At 73.9% G+C, this 17,572-nt stretch carries 15 protein-coding genes; 4 read left to right on the plus strand and 11 right to left on the minus strand.

Annotated elements, in window-relative coordinates; genetic code table 11:
- Positions 1-4 precede the first annotated feature (4 nt).
- Positions 5-1,156 (minus strand): acyl-CoA dehydrogenase family protein, encoded by a 1,152-nt coding sequence (locus ACWCPN_RS11600; RefSeq protein WP_392294520.1) that lies wholly within the window; start codon positions 1,154-1,156, stop codon positions 5-7.
- A 91-nt stretch (positions 1,157-1,247) separates the two neighbouring features.
- Here ACWCPN_RS11600 and ACWCPN_RS11605 point away from each other — a divergent pair, with 91 nt between their 5' ends.
- The 3 genes from ACWCPN_RS11605 to ACWCPN_RS11615 all read left to right on the plus strand — a co-directional run bounded on the left by ACWCPN_RS11605 (position 1,248) and on the right by ACWCPN_RS11615 (position 3,755).
- Complete coding sequence (locus tag ACWCPN_RS11605) at positions 1,248-1,889, plus strand: TetR/AcrR family transcriptional regulator (RefSeq protein ID WP_451204413.1); 642 nt, start codon at positions 1,248-1,250, stop codon at positions 1,887-1,889.
- A 54-nt stretch (positions 1,890-1,943) separates the two neighbouring features.
- On the plus strand, positions 1,944-2,654 hold the full coding sequence (locus ACWCPN_RS11610) for an ArsR/SmtB family transcription factor (RefSeq protein WP_451204415.1): 711 nt from the start codon (positions 1,944-1,946) through the stop codon (positions 2,652-2,654).
- A gap of 165 nt (positions 2,655-2,819) precedes the next feature.
- Positions 2,820-3,755 (plus strand): DMT family transporter, encoded by a 936-nt coding sequence (locus ACWCPN_RS11615; protein ID WP_451204417.1) that lies wholly within the window; start codon positions 2,820-2,822, stop codon positions 3,753-3,755.
- Positions 3,756-3,774: 19 nt separating this feature from the next.
- Here ACWCPN_RS11615 and ACWCPN_RS11620 read toward each other — a convergent pair whose 3' ends face one another.
- The 10 genes from ACWCPN_RS11620 to ACWCPN_RS11665 form a co-directional block, all read right to left on the minus strand.
- Positions 3,775-4,857, minus strand: a complete 1,083-nt coding sequence (locus tag ACWCPN_RS11620) for a Zn-dependent alcohol dehydrogenase (RefSeq protein ID WP_451204419.1) — start codon at positions 4,855-4,857, stop codon at positions 3,775-3,777.
- Between the two features lie 14 nt (positions 4,858-4,871).
- Positions 4,872-6,260 (minus strand): aldehyde dehydrogenase family protein, encoded by a 1,389-nt coding sequence (locus ACWCPN_RS11625; RefSeq protein ID WP_451204421.1) that lies wholly within the window; start codon positions 6,258-6,260, stop codon positions 4,872-4,874.
- Between the two features lie 137 nt (positions 6,261-6,397).
- Positions 6,398-7,738 carry an ABC transporter ATP-binding protein gene (locus ACWCPN_RS11630; RefSeq protein ID WP_451204423.1) on the minus strand — a complete coding sequence of 447 codons (1,341 nt, stop codon included), beginning with the start codon at positions 7,736-7,738 and terminating at the stop codon, positions 6,398-6,400.
- Positions 7,739-8,016: 278 nt separating this feature from the next.
- On the minus strand, positions 8,017-8,676 hold the full coding sequence (locus ACWCPN_RS11635; protein WP_451204425.1) for a class F sortase: 660 nt from the start codon (positions 8,674-8,676) through the stop codon (positions 8,017-8,019).
- Positions 8,663-9,376, minus strand: coding sequence for a hypothetical protein (locus ACWCPN_RS11640; protein WP_365122519.1), 714 nt, complete (start codon positions 9,374-9,376; stop codon positions 8,663-8,665). Before ACWCPN_RS11640 ends, ACWCPN_RS11635 begins: the two co-directional genes overlap by 14 nt.
- A gap of 99 nt (positions 9,377-9,475) precedes the next feature.
- A complete protein-coding gene (locus ACWCPN_RS11645) occupies positions 9,476-10,720 on the minus strand; it encodes an MFS transporter (RefSeq protein ID WP_451204427.1) in 1,245 nt (414 codons plus the stop codon).
- Positions 10,721-10,765: 45 nt separating this feature from the next.
- Positions 10,766-12,172, minus strand: coding sequence for a CitMHS family transporter (locus ACWCPN_RS11650; protein ID WP_451204429.1), 1,407 nt, complete (start codon positions 12,170-12,172; stop codon positions 10,766-10,768).
- 133 nt (positions 12,173-12,305) lie between these two features.
- Positions 12,306-14,558: a molybdopterin oxidoreductase family protein gene (locus tag ACWCPN_RS11655; protein WP_451204431.1), complete on the minus strand. Its 2,253-nt coding sequence runs from the start codon at positions 14,556-14,558 to the stop codon at positions 12,306-12,308.
- A 138-nt stretch (positions 14,559-14,696) separates the two neighbouring features.
- The gene (locus ACWCPN_RS11660; protein ID WP_451204433.1) at positions 14,697-15,314 is read right to left on the minus strand and encodes a TetR family transcriptional regulator; all 618 of its coding nucleotides are present in this window, start codon (positions 15,312-15,314) and stop codon (positions 14,697-14,699) included.
- A 194-nt stretch (positions 15,315-15,508) separates the two neighbouring features.
- A complete protein-coding gene (locus tag ACWCPN_RS11665; protein WP_451204435.1) occupies positions 15,509-16,057 on the minus strand; it encodes a hypothetical protein in 549 nt (182 codons plus the stop codon).
- Positions 16,058-16,223: 166 nt separating this feature from the next.
- On the opposite strand from ACWCPN_RS11665, the gene hmgA reads away from it, so the two are divergent.
- The gene (hmgA, locus tag ACWCPN_RS11670) at positions 16,224-17,537 is read left to right on the plus strand and encodes a homogentisate 1,2-dioxygenase (protein ID WP_451204437.1); all 1,314 of its coding nucleotides are present in this window, start codon (positions 16,224-16,226) and stop codon (positions 17,535-17,537) included.
- Positions 17,538-17,572 lie beyond the last annotated feature (35 nt).

Below are 17,572 nucleotides of genomic sequence, written 5' to 3' on the forward strand. Positions count from 1 at the left end.
CGGCTCAGAAGGCCGACACCCCCGTGAGCTCACGCCCGATGAGCAGCTTCTGGATCTGGCTGGTGCCCTCGTAGAGGGTCATCACGCGGGCGTCGCGCAGCAGTTTTCCGGCCGGGTACTCGTCGATGTAGCCGTAGCCGCCGAAGACCTGGAGGGCGTTGTTGGCGGCGCGGACGGCGGCCTCGGAGGCGAACAGCTTGGCCTTGGAGGACTCCACGGCGAACGGCCGGCCGCGGTCGATCAGATCGGCAACCCGCCAGGTGAGCAGCCGGGCGGCGTCCACGTCGACGGCGATGTCGCTGATCAGCTCCTGCACGAGCTGGTGCCGGGCGATGGGCTTGCCGAACTGCTCGCGCTCGCCGGCGTACCGCACCGCCGCGTCCAGCGCGGCCTGGGCTATGCCGACGCATCCGGCGGCGACCGACATCCGGCCCTTGGCCAGGGCGGACATGGCGACGGAGAAGCCCTTGCCCTCCTCGCCGACCAGCGCCGAGGCGGGCACCCGCACGTCGTCCAGGACCAGCTCGGCGGTGGCCTGGCCGCGCAGGCCGAGCTTGCCGTGGACGGTGCGGCGGGTCAGGCCGGGCGTGTCCGTGGGCACGAGGAACGCGGAGACGCCCTTGTGGCCGGGGGCGTCGGTGGACCGGGCGAAGAGCAGCACGACGTCGGCCCAGGTGCCGTTGGTGATGAACATCTTGGTGCCGCTCAGGACGAAGCCGTCGCCGTCGCGCACCGCCCGGGTGGCGAGGCTGCCCGCGTCGGAGCCGGTGCCGGGCTCGGTGAGGCCGAAGCAGCCGACGTACTCGCCGGCGGTCAGCCCCGGCAGCCAGCGCCGCTTCTGCTCCTCGCTCCCCCAGGCCGCGATCGACTTGGCGACCAGCCCGAGGGACACCGACACGATCCCGCGCACCGAGGAGTCGCCGCGCCCCAGCTCCTCGGTGACCAGGCAGTACGCCAGGTGGTCGCCCCCGGAGCCGCCGTACGACTCGTCGATGGTCAGCCCCAGGAAACCGACCTCGCCGAGCTTCTTCACGATGCCCCGGTCGACCTCCTCGGCGCGGTCCCAGGCGACCACGTGCGGGGCGATCTCGCGCTCCACGAAGTCCCGGGCGAGCTGCCGTACGGCGGCCTGCTCCTCGCTCAGCTCCAGGTTCACCACGCGATCACCCCACACGGATACGGATCTTGAAAGACGTACATTTAAATTAGCACTGCTAGTTTCCACTCGCAGCCCTACTATGTGCGCCATGGCCCGACCGCGCAAGCCCCTCCTCAGCACCGACCGGATCGTCGAGACGGCCCGGGAACTCGTGGACGCGGAGGGCCTGGCGGCCGTCTCCACCCGGCGGCTCGCCGCCGAGCTGGGCGTGAGCGGGCCCTCGCTCTACAACCACTTCCGCACCAAGGACGAGATCCTGGAGGCGGTCGCGGACTCGGTGAGCGGACAGGTCGACCTGTCGATGTTCGAGGACGGCCGGGACTGGCGGACCGCGCTGCACGACTGGGCCGTCTCCTACCGGACCGCGCTGCGCGACCACCCCAACATCGTCCCGGTGCTCGCCCGCGGGCCCGGCCGCCGGCCCGCCGCCCTGCGGCTGGCCGACGCCGTGTACGGCGCGATGGTCGACGCGGGCTGGCCGCCGGCGCAGGCCACGTCCATCGGCGCGCTGATGCGGTACTTCATCATGGGCTCCGCGCTCGGCTCCTTCGCGGGCGGCTTCGTGGACGACGCGAGTGCGTACGACCCCTCCGACTACCCGCACCTCGGGCAGGCCCATCTGCTCGCCGAGCAGCAGGAGAAGATCGACGAGCGGGCCTTCGAGACCGGTCTCACCGCTCTGCTGGACGGGCTGGCGCAGCAGTACGAGCAGGCGCGGCAGAGCGCGTGAGGGCACTTGGACACTTCGGCCAGCGCCGAAGCGTCGGTGCCGCATGCTGGGTGCATGACCGCCAAGGACACCAGGGCCGCGGGGCTCGCCGCGCTCGCCTCGCTGGTCGCCGACGAGACGCGGGCCGCGTGTCTGCTGGCGCTGCTGGACGGGCGGGCCTGGACCGCCGGGGAACTGGCCCGGCACGCCGGGGTGGCCCCGTCCACGCTCAGCGAGCACCTGGGCAAGCTGGTCGCCGGCGGACTGCTCGCGCAGGAGCGGCAGGGGCGGCACCGGTACGTGCGGCTGGCCGACGCGCGGGTGGCCCAGCTCGTCGAGGACCTGGCCGCCCAGGTGGCGCCCGCCCGGACCACGCGACCGCGCACCCTGCGGGAGTCGAGCGCGGGCTCGGCGATGGCCCGGGGCCGCACCTGCTACGACCATCTCGCCGGACGGCTGGGCATCGCGATCACGGACGCCCTCACCGAACGGGGACTGCTGCGCCAGGACACCGGGTTCGCGCTGACGGACGCCGGGCTGCGGTGGTACGGCACAGCCGGGATCGCCCTCGACCGGTCGGCCCGGCGGCCGCTGGCCCGCGCGTGCCTGGACTGGACCGAGCGGCGGCCCCATCTCGCGGGTTCGGCGGGCGCGGCGCTGTGCCGCCACGCGCTGGACGTTGGCTGGTGCGAGCGGATCGGCTCCGAGCGGGCGGTGCGGGTGACTCCGTCGGGTGCGCGGGCGCTGTACGAACTGCTGGGCGTCGAGCGGGAGGCGTTGTGCTGAGCGCCGTCAGGGAGGTGGGTCGTCGTGGCGGTCTCCGGGTCCGGGCCCGCCGTGGCCGGTCGCGCCGTTCCTCGCGCCCCTCGGGTGTCCCCGCGTCCCCCGCCCTCGATGCGCCGTCGCTTTTCCGCCGGCCGCAACCGCATCGTCCCGCCCAGCCTCAGGAGCATGATGAGCAACGCCCCACGTCACCCCCTGCTGCCCGCCGCCGCTGCCGCCCTCACCGTCGTGCTCTGGGCCTCCGCCTTCGTGGCGATCCGCAGCGCCGGTGACGCCTACTCGCCGGGGGCGCTGGCGCTCGGGCGGCTGCTGGCCGGAGCGCTGGCCCTGGGCGCCCTGTGCGTCGTACGGCGGGAGGGGCTGCCGCCCAGATCGGCCTGGCGGGGCATAGCCCTCTCCGGGGTGCTCTGGTTCGGGTTCTACATGGTCGCCCTGAACTGGGGCGAGCAGCGGGTGGACGCCGGGACGGCCGCCCTCGTGGTGAACGTCGGCCCGCTGCTGATCGCCCTGCTCGGGTCCCGGCTGCTCGGTGATCCGATGCCGCCGAGGCTGCTGGCGGGGATGGCCGTGTCCTTCGCCGGTGCCGTGACGGTGGGTCTCTCGATGTCGTCCGGGGGCGGCGGGGCCTCGCTGCTCGGGGTGGTGGCGTGTCTGCTCGCCGCCGTGACGTACGCCGCCGGGGTGGTGTCGCAGAAGCCCGCCCTGGGGCAGGCGAGCGCCCTGCAGGTGACCACGTTCGGGTGCCTCGTCGGCGCCGTGGTCTGCCTGCCGTTCGCCGGACAGCTGGTGAGCGACGCGGCCCACGCACCCGTGTCGGCGACCCTCGACATGGTCTACCTCGGTGTCTTCCCCACCGCGCTGGCCTTCACGACCTGGGCCTACGCCCTCGCCCGCACCACCGCCAGCCGGATGGGCGCGACCACCTACGCCGTGCCGGCGCTGGTCGTGCTGATGTCGTGGCTGGTGCTCGGCGAGGTCCCGGGAGCGCTCACGCTGGTGGGCGGGGCGCTGTGCCTGGCAGGTGTGGCGGTGTCGCGGTCCCGGACGGCCGGACGGTCGCGCCGGGTCGCGGCCGGGGAGCCGCGACCCGAGAAGGTCCGCTGAACCGGCGGGCGCCGGTCGCTCAGAACACCACCAGCGCGCGGCCGCCCTTGCCGGCGAGCATGTTCTCGAAGGCCGCCGGGATGCCCTCGAGCGCGATCCGCTCGGTGACCAGCGCCGACAGGTCCAGCCGGCCCTCCCGCACGTGCTCGGCGAGGACCGGGACGTCGCGGGCCGGGTCGGAGTTGCCGTAGACGCAGCCGGACAGGGTGCGGCCCCAGTGGAAGATCTCCAGGGCGTTGAAGGTGACCTCCTGGTCCTTCCCGCCGATGCCGACGACGGTCGTCCGGCCGCCCCGGCGGGTGGAGTCCCAGGCGGCGCGGATGCTGACCGCGCGGCCCACGCACTCCACGGCGACGTCGACCCCCTGCCTGCCGGTGAGGGCGCGGATCTCGCGCGCGGTGCCGTCGGAGGCGAGGACGTAGTCGGTGGCGCCGGCCGCGCGGGCCAGTTCCTCCTTCTCCGGCGAGACGTCGACGGCGATGATCCGGGAGGCACCGGCAATGCGGGCCGCCTGGAGCGTGGCGAGGCCCACGCCGCCGGCGCCGAACACCGCGACCGTCTCGCCGGGCCGGACCCGGGCCGAGTGGTGGACGGCGCCGTAGCCGGTGAGGACCGCGCAGCCGAGCAGGGCGGCGTCGGTGAGCGGGACGCCGTCGGGGAGGGGCAGCACGCAGGACGCGCCGACCACCGTCTCCTCGGCGAACGCGGCGACGTTCAGGCCCGGGTGGAGCTCGGTGCCGTCGCTCGTGCGGGCGTGCACACCCGCCGCGCCGGACAGGGCGTCGGCGCACAGCCAGACCTCGCCGAGCGCGCAGGCGTGGCAGGTGCCGCAGGAGGGCGCCCAGTTGAGGACGACGGGGGTACCGGGCGCGACATGGGTGACGCCCTCCCCCACGGACACCACGGTGCCGGCGCCCTCGTGGCCGAGGACCGCCGGGACCGGCACCCGCATGGTGCCGTTGGACAGGGACAGGTCGGAGTGGCAGACGCCGGCGGCGGCGAGGCGGACGCGGACCTGTCCGGGGCCCGGGTCGGGCAGCTCGATGCCGGTGATCTCCAGGGGGGCGCCGATGGCGGGCAGGACGGCGGCTCGTACGGCCATGGCTCGCTGACTCCTCAGAACTGCAGGGACTTGGTCTGGAGGTACTCGGCCAGTCCGTGGCTGCCGAGTTCCCGGCCGACCCCGGACTGCTTGTAGCCGCCGAACGGGGCGAGCGGGTTGAACCGGCCGCCGTTGATGTCGACCTGGCCGGTGTCCATACGGCGGGCGAAGGCCACCGCCTCGGACTCCTCCCCGGCCCAGACGGCGCCCGCGAGCCCGTACACCGTGCCGTTGGCGATGCGCAGGGCGTCCTCCTCGTCCTCGTAGCGCAGGACGGACAGGACCGGCCCGAAGATCTCCTCCTGGGCGACGGTCATCTCCGGTGTGACGTCGGCGAGGACCGTCGGGCTGACGAAGTAACCGCGTTCGCGCGGTGCACCGGGGCCGCCCGCCACCAGGCGGGCGCCCTCGGCGACGCCCTTCTCGATGTATCCGAGCACGCGCGCCCGCTGTCCGGCGTTGACGACCGGGCCGATCCGGTCGCCGTACTTGGCGGCGGCGGCCGCGGCCAGTTCGACGGCCTCGTCGTACTGGTCGCGGTGGACCAGCATCCGGGTCCAGGCGCTGCACGTCTGGCCGGAGTTGGACATCACGTTGGCGACGCCGACGTTGACCGCCTTGGCGAGGTCGGCGCTCGGCAGGATGACGTTGGCGGACTTGCCGCCCAGTTCGAGCGCCACCTTCTTCACCGCGGCGCCGGCCGTCGCGCCGATCCGCCGGCCGACCGCCGTGGAACCGGTGAAGGAGACCAGGTCGACGTCCGGGTGCTCGGCGAGCGCCTGCCCGGCGACCGGGCCGAGACCGGTGACGAGGTTGAAGACACCGGCCGGGAAGCCGGCCTCGTGGACGGCCTCGGCGAAGAGCTGGGCGGTGAGCGGGGTGTCCTCGGCGGGCTTGAGGACGACGGTGCAGCCCGCGGCGAGCGCCGGGGCGGCCTTGGCGACGATCTGGTGCAGCGGGTAGTTCCAGGGGGTGATCGCACCGACCACGCCGACCGGCTCGTGCAGCACGGTGGAGTTGCCGACCTTCTCCTCGAAGGTGTGGGCCGCGGCCAGCTCGGCGTAGGAGCCCGCGACCGCGATCGGCACGCTCGCGTGCACGGCCTGCGAGAACGGCAGGGGCGAGCCCAGCTCGGCGGTGACCGTCTCGGCGATCTCGTCCTTGCGGGCCACCAGGACGTCGCGGAGGGCGGTGAGCCGCGCGGCGCGCTCGGCCGGGGGTGTGGCCGCCCAGCCCGCGAGGGCGGCGCGGGCGGCGCGTACGGCGGTGTCGACGTCCAGCGCGTCACCGGCCGGGACCCTGCCGATGACCTGTTCGTCGGCGGGGTTCACGACCTCGATCACGTCCCGGCCGGCGGCGGGGCGCCAGGCGCCGTCGATGTACAGGCCGTCATGTGCCTTCATGCTGCTTCCTCCCGGCGGGTGTCCGTCGTCCGGCACACAAACTAGCGGCGATAGTTTTCGCGCGCCAGACGCGCCCGGGCGCCGGCGCTCCCCGGCACCCGGACGTACCCGGACATCATCGCCGGACCGGCGGCGGCTCACTCCCCCAGGTCGGGCAGCCGGGCCGGGGCCGGGCAGATGCGGTCGCCGTGCTGGTCGAAGACGAAGAGGTGGGCGAGGTCGACGAGCAGGGGCACCTGCATGCCGTGGCGCAGCCGGATGTCGGGGGTGGTGCGGACCACCAGGTCGCCGGGGAGCCGGCCCTCCGGCGGCGCCGGCTCGGGCACGGTCTCCTGCGACTGTTCCAGCACCACCACCGGACCGGCCCGCAGCGACCCGGCCCGCTCCCGCAGCCGGTCCAGCACACCCACGCCCTCCCGCCGGCGGCGGCGCGCGGCCCGGGCGGCCGGGCGCGGCGCCTCCAGCTCGGGCACCACGGCGGGGCGCGAGCCGGTGTTGAAGTGCACGAGGGTCTCGTGGCCCTGGAACTCCATGTGCTCCACCAGCCCGGTCAGCGGCACCTCCCCGGGCCGGGCGGCGCTGTGCTTGGCGATGCGCACCGCCTCCGAGCGCAGCCCGACGATGATCTCGCGGCCCTGCTGGACGCGGAGCAACTGGTGGTCGAGGGACAGGGGTTCGGGCAGGCGCAGGTACTGCTTGCCGAGGCTGATGGTCATGGCGCCGTCGAGCGGGGCCCGGACCAGGCCGCGCAGCAGGTTGATGCGCGGGGTGCCGATGAAGGCGGCGACGAAGACGTTGCGGGGCAGCGCGTAGACCTCGCGCGGGGTGCCGACCTGCTGGAGCACCCCGCCGCGCAGCACGGCGACCCGGTCGCCGAGGGACATCGCCTCGGACTGGTCGTGCGTGACGTACACCGTCGTCACGCCCAGCTCGCGGGTGAGCTGGGATATCTCGGCCCGCAGGTGGTTGCGGAGCTTGGCGTCGAGGTTGGACAGCGGCTCGTCCATCAGGAACGCGGAGGGGTGCCGGGCGATGGCCCGGCCCATGGCGACCCGCTGGCGTTCGCCGCCGGAGAGCTGGCCGGGGAACCGGTCGAGCAGGTCCTCGATGCCGAGCATGCGGGCGGTCGCGTCCACGCGCGGGGCGGGGTCGGCGGCGGGTGCCTCGATGCGCAGCGGGAAGCCGATGTTGTCGCGGCTGGTCATGCTCGGGTAGAGGGCGAAGTTCTGGAAGACCATCGCGATGTCCCGCTCGGCGGGCAGCCAGTCGTTGGCGTGCTCGCCGTCGAGGAGCAGTTCGCCCGCGTCGATCTCCTCGAGTCCGGCGATCATGCGCAGCACGGTGGACTTGCCGCAGCCCGAGGGGCCGAGCAGGACCAGGAACTCGCCGGGTGCGATGTCCAGCGAGACCCGGTCGACCACGCGGGGGCCCCGGGCGTAGGACTTGCTCACGTCGTGCAGAGAGATGGCGCGTGTCATGGGTGCTGCCCCCGGGGGCTGTGCGGAGCGCCGCTGCTCCGTGGTCCGGGGCCCCGTGCGGACGTACGGGGCCCAGGGGCATGCCGTCGCGTTCCCGCCGCGTGGCCGGCGGGAAGGGGACGACAGGCCCCACGAGTCACGGAAGTTAACGGAATGTGCCCGGCCGGGGAAGAGTGGTGACGATGTCCGGAACCGCGCCCCAGGCGGGCGCCGAAACGGAGGGGCGGGTTCGGGCTCCGGGCCGCCCCGTGCGGGCGGCGGGAGGCGGCGCCGGGGGGTCAGCCGGTCGCGGTGAGGTGGGCGAAGACCACCACGTTGCTCGTGTAGCCGGTGCGCCGGCTGTACAGACCGCCGCAGGTGAGCACGCGCAACTCCGGGCGCCGGGAGGAGCCGTAGACCTCCTTGTCGGGGAAGCCGGCCTTGTCGTACACCTTCACCCGGTCCACGCTGTAGACGGCGGTACGGCCGTCCGCGCGCCTGACCTCGATCGGCTTGCCCGGCTCGACCTGGGCCAGGGCCGCGAAGACGGCGGCACCGGTCCGGGTGTCGCGGTGTCCGACGGCGATGGCGGTGCCGGTCTCCCCGGGCGTGGGACCGTCCTGGTACCAGCCGACCTCCTTCGGGCGGTCCAGCGGCGGTGTCGACAACTGCCGCTCGCGGTCGAGTCGCAGGCCCATGACCGGGGCGTCGATGCCGAGGGACGGGATGCGCAGGTCCGTCGGCCGGGACCGGGTGGACAGAGGGCGGGGCGGGGGCGCCTGGTCCGACTCCCCCTGCCGTCCGTCACCGCCGGTCCGGCCACCCGCCTGGGCCGGACCGTCCGGTCCGCCGCACCGGACCCCCACCGTCACCAGGACGCCCGCGAGCAGGGCCGTCCTGGCGAGGCGGTAGGCACGGGTCCGGTACCACGGCCTGGGTCGGCGCCTACGCGGCACCATGGGGCCGCCGGCGGATCAGCCGGATGTACACCGCGCCGCTGACCGCGACCAGTCCGACGGCCGCGGCGGCCGCGACCGGAGAGAACGCGCCCGTCGTGTCGACGAGGCCGCCGCCGCCCGCGTGCACGCCGCCCTTGGGGCCGTCGTTGTGGTCGCCGCCCGAGCCCCAGGCCGAGTCGCTCTGCTGGTCGTGGTTCTGCTGGCCGTTGTTCTGCTGGTGGTCCTCGATCTGACCGCCCGGGCCCTGCTGCCCCTCCGCCCGGCCGTCCCGGCAGTTGACGCGGAAGACCTTCTCCTTCAGGGCCGGGGGCGTCCCCACGGTCCAGCTGATCTTGTACTGCCCGTCCGCGAGTCCCAGCGGGTCGGTGTGGCCCGCGCCGCCGGCGAGCTGGATGCTGCCCGTCACGGTGGCGGCGGTGGGCAGCGGCGGCTGGGGCGTGATGGTGTAGGTGATGGCGGGCAGCGCGTCGAAGTTGACGGCCTCGAGGAAGAACTTGCAGACCACCGGGTCGTCCTTCGCCGAGCCGATGAACGACGGCGGGTTGGTGGAGCGCGCGTTGTGGATCCGGATGTCGCCGTTCTCCCCTACCGCCGTCGCCGCCGGCGCCGCCACCCATGACGCGCCTGCCGCGGCCAGGGCGGTGAGGACGACGGTGGCACCCGCGCGGGAGAAGGTCCGTGGAAGTGTCAGGGTGGGCATGCAAGCTCCTCCGAGTTAGACGATTTTCATACAAATCGCTCTCCTCTGGACTCTCACGCATGCGCTCCACGGCCCGCGGCACCAACGCCGGACGCGCCGTCAGATATCGCTCGTGCGGCGCAACGCCGTTGCCTTCCGGCCCGTCTCCGCGGCCGGATCGGCCTCGGGGGGCCGCTTTCCGCCCTCCGGCGACCGCACCGCCACCGCCGAGGACAGCAGCAGCAACGCGCCCAGCATCACGAACGGCGCGGCCACCCCGGCCACGCCCGCGACCAGGCCCGCGGCGGCCGGGGCGGCGACCTGGCCGAGCCGGTTGCCGGTCAGGCGCAGGGCGAGCGCGGTGGAGCGGGCGCCGGCCGGGGCGGCCTGGACGACCGTCGTCATGGACAGCGGCTGTCCGACACCGAGGCAGAAACCGAGGACGGTGAGCATCGCTCCGAGCGCCCACACCGGCACCGGCACGGCCACCCCCGCGCACACAACGGCCGCCAGGAAGCAGGTCGCCGTGAGCAGCGCCGGACGGCCCAGCAGCCGCAGCAGCGGGGTGAGGACGAGCCGGCAGGCGATGGTGGCCCCGGCGCGCAGACCGAGCAGGACACCGATCACCGCGGGCGCGATGCCCCGGTGCTCGCCGACCACCGGGAGATAGGCGGTGAGGATGTCGGTGGCGGAGAGCACGGAGAGGCTGACGAGCATCCCCGCGGGCACGCCCCGGGCACGCAGGATCCCGCCGACCGGCACTCTGCCGCCCCTGGGCGAAGGGGAGTCGACCGCCGTGCGGTCCTCGACGCGCCACAGCGAGGTGAGCGCGAGCGCCCCGCCCGCGCCCGCGACGACGAGGGCGAGGGCGCTGCTGCCGGCCATGTCGGGGCCGCCGATGAGGGCGCCGGCGGCGACCGGTCCGACGAGCTGGCCGAGGGAGGCGCCGATGGTGAAGTGCCCGAAGTTGCGGTCCTGTTCGTGCGGTGCGGACTGCCGGGCCACCAGCGACTGGGCGCCGATCACGAAGCCGAGGTGCCCGAGCCCCATCACCCCGCTCCACAGGGCCGTCGCCCACAGGGAGTCGGCCAGTCCGCTGAGTACGCAGCCCCCGGAGATGAGGACGACGCCCGCCGGCAGCAGCGGTGCGCAGCGGCCGTGGTCGGTACGGCGGCCGAGCGGCACCGCCGCGAACAGCGGGAGCAGGGCGTACACCCCGGCGATGACGCCGACCGCCCGCTCGTCGGCGCCCAGCGCGAGCGCCCGGTAGGAGACGGCGGGCCGGGCCATCGACACCGCCCCCTGCGCGAGACCGAAGGCGACGACGAGGCGGAGCAGCCAGCCGCGGTTCCCACCGGGCGCCATGAGACCTTCTCCTTCCGGGAGACCTGCCGTTGACCGTCCGGCGGATCAGAGGATGCCGAGGACGGCGCCCGCGCCGAGCACCACCAGCGAGGTGAGGACGGCCCACTTCACGACGAACCGGGTGTGGTCGCCGAACTCGACCTTGGCCATGCCGACGAGGACGTACACGGCCGGGACCAGCGGGCTGGACATGTGCAGCGGCTGGCCGACGATCGAGGCGCGGGCGATCTCCACGGTGGAGACGCCGTGGGCCTGGCCCGCCTCGGCGAGCACCGGCAGGATGCCGAAGTAGAAGCCGTCGTTGGACATGAAGTACGTGAGCGGGATGCTCAGTACGCCGGTGACGAGGGCCATGTGCGGGCCCATCGCGTCGGGGATGTTGCGCACCAGCCACTCGGCCATGTGGTCCACCATGCCGGTGCCCTGCAGCACGCCGGTGAAGACGGCGGCGGCGAAGACCATGCCGGAGACGTTGAGGACGTTCTCGGCGTGCGCGGCGATCCGGGCCCTCTGGTCGGGCATGTGCGGGAAGTTGACGGTCAGCGCGAGCGCGGCGCCGAGCAGGAACAGCACCGGGATCGGCAGCCACTCCATGATCATGGCGGTCAGCAGGACGACCGTGAGCAGCGCGTTGAACCAGTACAGCTTCGGCCGCAGGGTCGCGCGGGCGGGGTCGAGGCCCTGGAAGCCCTCGTCCTCGGGCGCCGCGGGCAGGCTCCCGCCGGTGCCGGTGCCGGTGCCGGAGCCCCCGGTGCGCTTCGGGGTGCCGCTGGAACCGGCGCCGACCAGCACGGTCTCCGCGTCGGGCGCCTCCACCAGCGCCTCGTCCAGGGTGAGCACGCCGAGCCGGCCGCGCTCGCGCCGGCCGAGGACGTAGGCGAGGACGAGGACGAACAGCAGGCCCGCGGCCAGGGCCGGGATCATCGGGACGAAGATGTCGCTCGCGTCCAGCTTCAGCGCCGTCGCGGCGCGCGCGGTCGGCCCGCCCCACGGCAGGGTGTTCATCACGCCGTTGGCCATGGCCGCCACGCCGGTCATCACGACCAGGCTCATCTTCAGCCGCTTGTACAGCGGGTACATCGCCGAGACGGTGATCATGAAGGTGGTGGAGCCGTCGCCGTCGAGGGAGACGATGGCCGCCAGGACGGCCGTGCCGACGACGATCCGCAGCGGATCGGCCCGGCAGAACTTCAGGATGCCCCGGACGACCGGGTCGAAGAGGCCGACGTCGATCATCACACCGAAGTAGACGATCGCGAACATGAGCATCGCCGCGGTGGGGGCGAGTCCGGTGACGCCGTCGATGACGTAGTCGCCGAGGTGGGCGCCCTTGCCCACGAAGACACAGAAGAGTGCCGGTATGAGCACGAGCGCCGCGATCGGCGACATCTTCTTCAGCATGATCAGGACCAGGAAGGTCGCGATCATGGCGAAGCCGAGGATGGTCAGCATGTGGATACCTAACGTTCGCCCTTGAACATCCCACCTGGGGCCGGCGGTGCGACGACGTTAGGTCCGGTCAAACGGCGTTAACAAGTGGTTGACACGCGAGCAATAAGCGCGAAAGTCCAGGTCACAGCTTTGCTCAGGTCAGCGTGGTGAGATCGTCGGGCACGGCCGTCACCTCGACCGGGACGCCGTTGAGGACCGCGTTGCCGGAGAGCGGGTCGAGCAGGCTGCCGTCGAGGAGCTGGTTGACGTTGACGCCGGGGTCGGTGCCGGCGTGGCGCAGCCGGACGCCGGGGCGGTCGTGGCCCCAGCCGTGCGGCAGGCTCACCACACCCGGCCGGACCGCGTCGGTGACCTCGGCGGGCGCGGTCACCGCTCCCCCGGCGCCCTTGACCCGCACCGGTTCGCCGTCCGCTATGCCGAGGCGGGCGGCGTCGCGCGGGTGCAGCTGCAGGGTGCAGCGGTTGCTGCCGCCGGTGAGGGCGGGCACGTTGTGCATCCAGCTGTTGTTGGAGCGCAGGTGGCGGCGGCCGACGAGGACCAGTGAGGCGGGGCGCTCGCGCAGGGCCTCGCGCAGCCGGGGCAGGTCCCCGGCGATCGGCGCGGGCAGCAGCTCGACCTTGCCGCTCACGGTCTTCAGGGGCTGCGGCAGGCGCGGTTGCAGCGGGCCGAGGTCGATGCCGTGCGGGTGGTCGAGCAGCCTGCGCAGCGTCAGGCCGTCGGGCCGGACGCCGAAGCCGTCGCCGTAGGGGCCGAGGCGCAGCATCAGGTCGAGCCGCCGCTCGGGGCCGCTCTCCCCGGTGAGCTGTGCGGCGAGTTCCCCCGGATCGCGGCCGTGCACCGGGGAGTGGGGTTCCTGGACGGCCTTGCCGAGGGTCTGGTCGACGACCATCGCGTCCACGGCGGCCGGGTCGGCGCCGTGCATGCCCGTCGCGGCCAGGACCAGCCGGGCGAGGATCTCGGTCTCGGCCATCCGGCCGGGTTCGAGGGGGACGGCGGGACGGCTGTAGCGGACCTGGTTGCGCACGGCGAGGGTGTTGAAGGCGAAGTCGTGGTGCGGGCTCTGCGAGGGCGGCGGCGGGGGCAGCACGACGTCGGCGTGGCGGGAGGTCTCGTTGAGGTACGGGTCGACGCTGACCATGAAGTCCAGCGAGTCCAGGGCCTTGTCGAGGCGGTCGCCGTCGGGCGCGGACAGCACCGGGTTGGCCGCGACGACGACGAGCGCGCGGACCGGCTCGCCCTCGTCGGTCGCGGTGTCGATCTCCTCGGCGAGCGCGGAGAGCGGCAACTCGCCCTTCGCCTCGGGCAGCTGCCGCACCCGGGAGTGCCAGCGGCCGAGGGCGAAACCGTGGCCGGGGCCGGCCGGGCGGGGTGTCCGGTCGGTGGCGGCCTGCGGGAAGAGGGCGCCGCCCGGCCGGTCCAGGTTGCCGGTGAGGACGTTGAGGACGTCGACCAGCCAGCTCGCGAGGGTGCCGTGCGGGACGGTGCAGCTCCCGATGCGGGCGTAGACGGCGGCGGTGGGGGCGGCGGCGAGTTCACGGGCGAGGGTGCGGATGAGGTCCGCGTCGAGGTCGCAGGCGCCGGCCACCGCCTCGGGGGTGAAGTCAGCGATGGACGCGCGGAGTTCGTCCACGCCCTGGACGTGCGGGGCGAGCGCGCCGAGGTCGGTCAGCTCCTCCTCGAACAGCACGTTGGCCAGCGCGGCGAGCAGCAGGGCGTCGGTGCCGGGGCGGATCGCGAGGTGCCGGTCGGCGAGTTTCGCGGTGCGGGTGCGGCGGGGGTCCACCACGGTGAGCCGGCCGCCGCGGGCCCGGAGGGCCTTCAGCCTGCCGGGGAAGTCCGGGGCGGTGCACAGACTCCCGTTGGACTCCACGGGGTTGGCGCCGATCAGCAGCAGGTGGTCGGTGCGGTCGAGGTCCGGGACCGGGATGGCGTTCGCGTCGCCGAAGAGCAGGCCGCTGGAGACGTGTTTGGGCATCTGGTCGACCGTGGAGGCGGTGAACAGGCTGCGGGTGCGCAGGGCGGCCAGCAGGACCGGCGGGTAGAGGGCACCGGCCATGGTGTGCACGTTGGGGTTGCCGAGGACCACTCCGAGGGCGTGGGGCCCGTACCGCTCGACGACCGGGCGCAGACCCGCCGCGACCGCGTCGAAGGCCTCCTCCCAGGTGGCCTCGCGCAGCGCGCCGTCCTCGCGGACCAGCGGCGCGCGCAGCCGGTCGGGGTCGCCGTCGACGGCGCCGAAGGAGGCGCCCTTGGGGCAGATGAAGCCCTTGCTGAAGACGTCCTCGCGATCGCCGCGGGCACCGGTGACCCGGGTGCCCTCGACGGTGAGGGTCAGCCCGCAGGTGGCCTCGCACAGGGGACAGATTCGCAGGGCGGTGCGGGGCACGGGTCCTCCCGGAGGATCGGCGGCGGTGCCGGGCCCGCCCCGGTCGGCCCGGGCGGGCTCCGGCGGGCTCGGGGGGTGAGCATACCGACCGGTAGGCATGGAGGGGAGCCCCCGCGACGCCCCGGCCGCGGGGCGGGTTCAGTCGAGGACGCGTCCGAGGTACGCCCGCAGCAGCTCGCGGGTCTCGCGGATGATCGCCTCGTCGCCTTGGGGATCGACCCGGAAGGCGAGCTGCACGAGGGTGTCGGCGCTCTCCACGGCGACGAGGAAGACGCGGCGCAGATCCTCGCCGGGGGTGCGGCCGAGGTAGCCGGAGAGCAGGTCGGTGAGCCGGTCGGCGACCCGGGTGTTGGGCTCCGCCTGCCGGGCGCCGACCGGGATCTGGTTGCCGAAGTCCACGAGGGCGAAGCCGGGCGCGGTGCGCTTCATGGCCAGGTACTCGTCCAGCACGGCGTCCACGGCGGCCCGCCAGTCGCCCCGCCGCTCGTCCTCCAGCCGTTCCCTGACGCGTTCGCTGTACCGCTCCAGGTTGCGCTGGGCGAGGGCGTCGGCCATCTGCCGCTTGTTGCCGAAGAACCGGTAGACCGAGCCGATGGGCACCTCGGCGCGCGCGGCCACCGCCCGGGTGCTCAGGGCGTCGTAGCCGGCCTCGTCGAGGAGGTCGGCGCAGGCGTCGAGGATCCGGGTCAGCCGTTCGGCGCTGCGCCGCTGGACGGGCGCGCGGCGCAGCGATGTCGCGTGGGGCACGGACTTCATGATGCCTCTCCGCCGGGGCCGGGTGAACCTCGCCCCCCAGTACGGAAAAGGGTGGCCGTTGCACTCATCGGCGTGCGGGACAGGGCGGCCGCGGTGCCCGCCGGGGCCACCGGGCCGGGGCCGCCGCGCCGGCCTGCGGGGCGGAGAGGGCGGTCCCCGCCGCTCACCGGACGGGGGCGCGGGCCCGGACGCGCTCAGGACCCGGCGGCACCGGTGTCCGTGACCGGCCGCGTCTCAGCGCCGGAGGCCGTGATGTCGGCGGTGCCCTGCACCGGCTCGCCGCGCACGGCCCACACCGTGCCGTCGTCGGCGTACAGACGGGCGGTGACGTGGTGGGTGCCGTGCGGGACGAGCCGGCCGTCCAGGTGGTACTCCCGCGCGCGCAGCCGGGTCACCCGGCGGCCGTCGACGAAGAGGCGGGCGAGCCCGCGCCCGGGCACCGCCCGCGGCCGGGCGTGCGGTGCGGAGAAGCGGAAGTGGCGCAGCGTCAGCCGGACGTCCCAGCCGCCCGCGGCGGCCGGGGCCACCTCGACGGCGACCTCCGGGGCGCCCGCGCCGCCGGCCTCGCGCAGGTGCCGGCCGGCCTCGTCCGTGCCGTCCAGCACCTCGCCCACCGGCGACGGCGCGACGGCACCGGTGCGGTCGCGCGCCTCGCCGGTCCCGCAGCCCCCCGCTCCCAGCGGCAGCAGGACCGTGACCGCGAGCGCGGTCAGGGTCCCGCGCGTCCATGACCTCCATGACATGCCCGGGAGGCTAGAACACCGCCCCGTCACCCCGGATCCCCCTGAAGTCTGGTTCCCGGCCCACCCCTTCGGGTGGACCCGGCGCGGGAACCCGGCACCCCCTTGCGCCCGGCCTCCACCATTCCTACGGTGATGCATAGGAATTAGCAGCGCAAGGGAGCGAGCAATGAGCGGGGACGCACGGAAGACCGCCGAGGGACTGCCGTACCTGACGGGGTTCGGCAACGAGCACGCCTCGGAGGCGGTGCCGGGCGCCCTGCCCGAGGGCCGCAACTCGCCGCAGCGGGCGCCCCTCGGCCTGTACGCCGAGCAGCTCAGCGGCACGGCGTTCACCGAGCCGCGGGCGCACAACCGCCGTTCCTGGCTGTACCGCGTCCGTCCGTCGGCCGCGCACCCCGCGTTCACCCGCACCGGCAACGGCGCGATCCGCACGGCGCCCTTCACCGAGACCGTGCCCGACCCCAACCGGCTGCGCTGGAACCCGCTGCCCGAGCCGCCGGCCGGCACCGACTTCCTGGCGGGCCTGTGGACGCTGGGCGGCAACGGCGACGCGACCCAGCGGACCGGCATGGCCGTGCACCTGTACCACGCCGACGCCTCGATGGAGCGGGTCTTCTCGGACGCCGACGGGGAGCTGCTGATCGTGCCGGAGCGCGGCGGCCTGCTGCTGCACACCGAGTTCGGCCGACTCCATGTGGAGCCCGCGCATGTGGCACTGATCCCGCGCGGGGTGCGCTTCCGTGTGGAACTGCTCGACGAGTCGGCCCGCGGCTATGTGTGCGAGAACTACGGGGCGCCGTTCCAGCTCCCCGACCTCGGGCCCATCGGCGCCAACGGACTGGCCAACGCCCGGGACTTCCGGGCGCCGGTCGCCGCGTACGAGGAGGTAGAGGGACCGGTGGAGGTGGTCAACAAGTTCTGCGGCAACCTCTGGACCGCCACGTACGACCACTCCCCGCTCGACGTGGTCGCCTGGCATGGCAACCACGTGCCGTACGTCTATGACCTGCGCCGTTTCAATGTGATCGGCACCATCTCCTACGACCACCCCGACCCGTCCATCTTCACGGTGCTGACCTCTCCGTCGGACACCCCGGGCCTGGCCGGCGTCGACTTCGTGGTGTTCGCGCCGCGCTGGCTGGTGGGCGAGGACACCTTCCGTCCGCCGTACTTCCACCGGAACGTGATGAGCGAGTACATGGGCCTCATCGAGGGCGCCTACGACGCCAAGGCCGAGGGGTTCGTGCCGGGCGGCGGCTCGCTGCACAACATGATGTCGGCGCACGGCCCGGACCGGGAGACCTTCGACCGGGCGAGCGCGGCCGAGCTGAAGCCGCACCGGGTCGACGACGGGCTGGCGTTCATGTTCGAGACCCGCTGGCCGCTGACGCTCGCCCCGCAGGCGGCCGGGGCCGGACACCTCCAGCAGCGGTACGACGACGTCTGGCAGGGCCTCGAACGTCACTTCCGCGCACGGTGACGGCTCCGTTGCACCGAACGATCCCGAACAGGTAC

The organism is Streptomyces sp. NPDC002386, assembly GCF_053593175.1.

What these genes read in the sequence shown, in the direction of transcription:
- ACWCPN_RS11605 (WP_451204413.1), top strand. Translation starts at nt 1,248, where the DNA reads ATGGCCCGACCGCGCAAGCCCCTCCTCAGCACCGACCGGATCGTCGAG.
- ACWCPN_RS11610 (WP_451204415.1), top strand. Translation starts at nt 1,944, where the DNA reads ATGACCGCCAAGGACACCAGGGCCGCGGGGCTCGCCGCGCTCGCCTCG.
- ACWCPN_RS11615 (WP_451204417.1), top strand. Translation starts at nt 2,820, where the DNA reads ATGATGAGCAACGCCCCACGTCACCCCCTGCTGCCCGCCGCCGCTGCC.
- ACWCPN_RS11620 (WP_451204419.1), bottom strand. Translation starts at nt 4,857, where the DNA reads ATGGCCGTACGAGCCGCCGTCCTGCCCGCCATCGGCGCCCCCCTGGAG.
- ACWCPN_RS11625 (WP_451204421.1), bottom strand. Translation starts at nt 6,260, where the DNA reads ATGAAGGCACATGACGGCCTGTACATCGACGGCGCCTGGCGCCCCGCC.
- ACWCPN_RS11630 (WP_451204423.1), bottom strand. Translation starts at nt 7,738, where the DNA reads ATGACACGCGCCATCTCTCTGCACGACGTGAGCAAGTCCTACGCCCGG.
- ACWCPN_RS11635 (WP_451204425.1), bottom strand. Translation starts at nt 8,676, where the DNA reads ATGGTGCCGCGTAGGCGCCGACCCAGGCCGTGGTACCGGACCCGTGCC.
- ACWCPN_RS11640 (WP_365122519.1), bottom strand. Translation starts at nt 9,376, where the DNA reads ATGCCCACCCTGACACTTCCACGGACCTTCTCCCGCGCGGGTGCCACC.
- ACWCPN_RS11645 (WP_451204427.1), bottom strand. Translation starts at nt 10,720, where the DNA reads ATGGCGCCCGGTGGGAACCGCGGCTGGCTGCTCCGCCTCGTCGTCGCC.
- ACWCPN_RS11650 (WP_451204429.1), bottom strand. Translation starts at nt 12,172, where the DNA reads ATGCTGACCATCCTCGGCTTCGCCATGATCGCGACCTTCCTGGTCCTG.
- ACWCPN_RS11660 (WP_451204433.1), bottom strand. Translation starts at nt 15,314, where the DNA reads ATGAAGTCCGTGCCCCACGCGACATCGCTGCGCCGCGCGCCCGTCCAG.
- ACWCPN_RS11665 (WP_451204435.1), bottom strand. Translation starts at nt 16,057, where the DNA reads ATGTCATGGAGGTCATGGACGCGCGGGACCCTGACCGCGCTCGCGGTC.
- hmgA (WP_451204437.1), top strand. Translation starts at nt 16,224, where the DNA reads ATGAGCGGGGACGCACGGAAGACCGCCGAGGGACTGCCGTACCTGACG.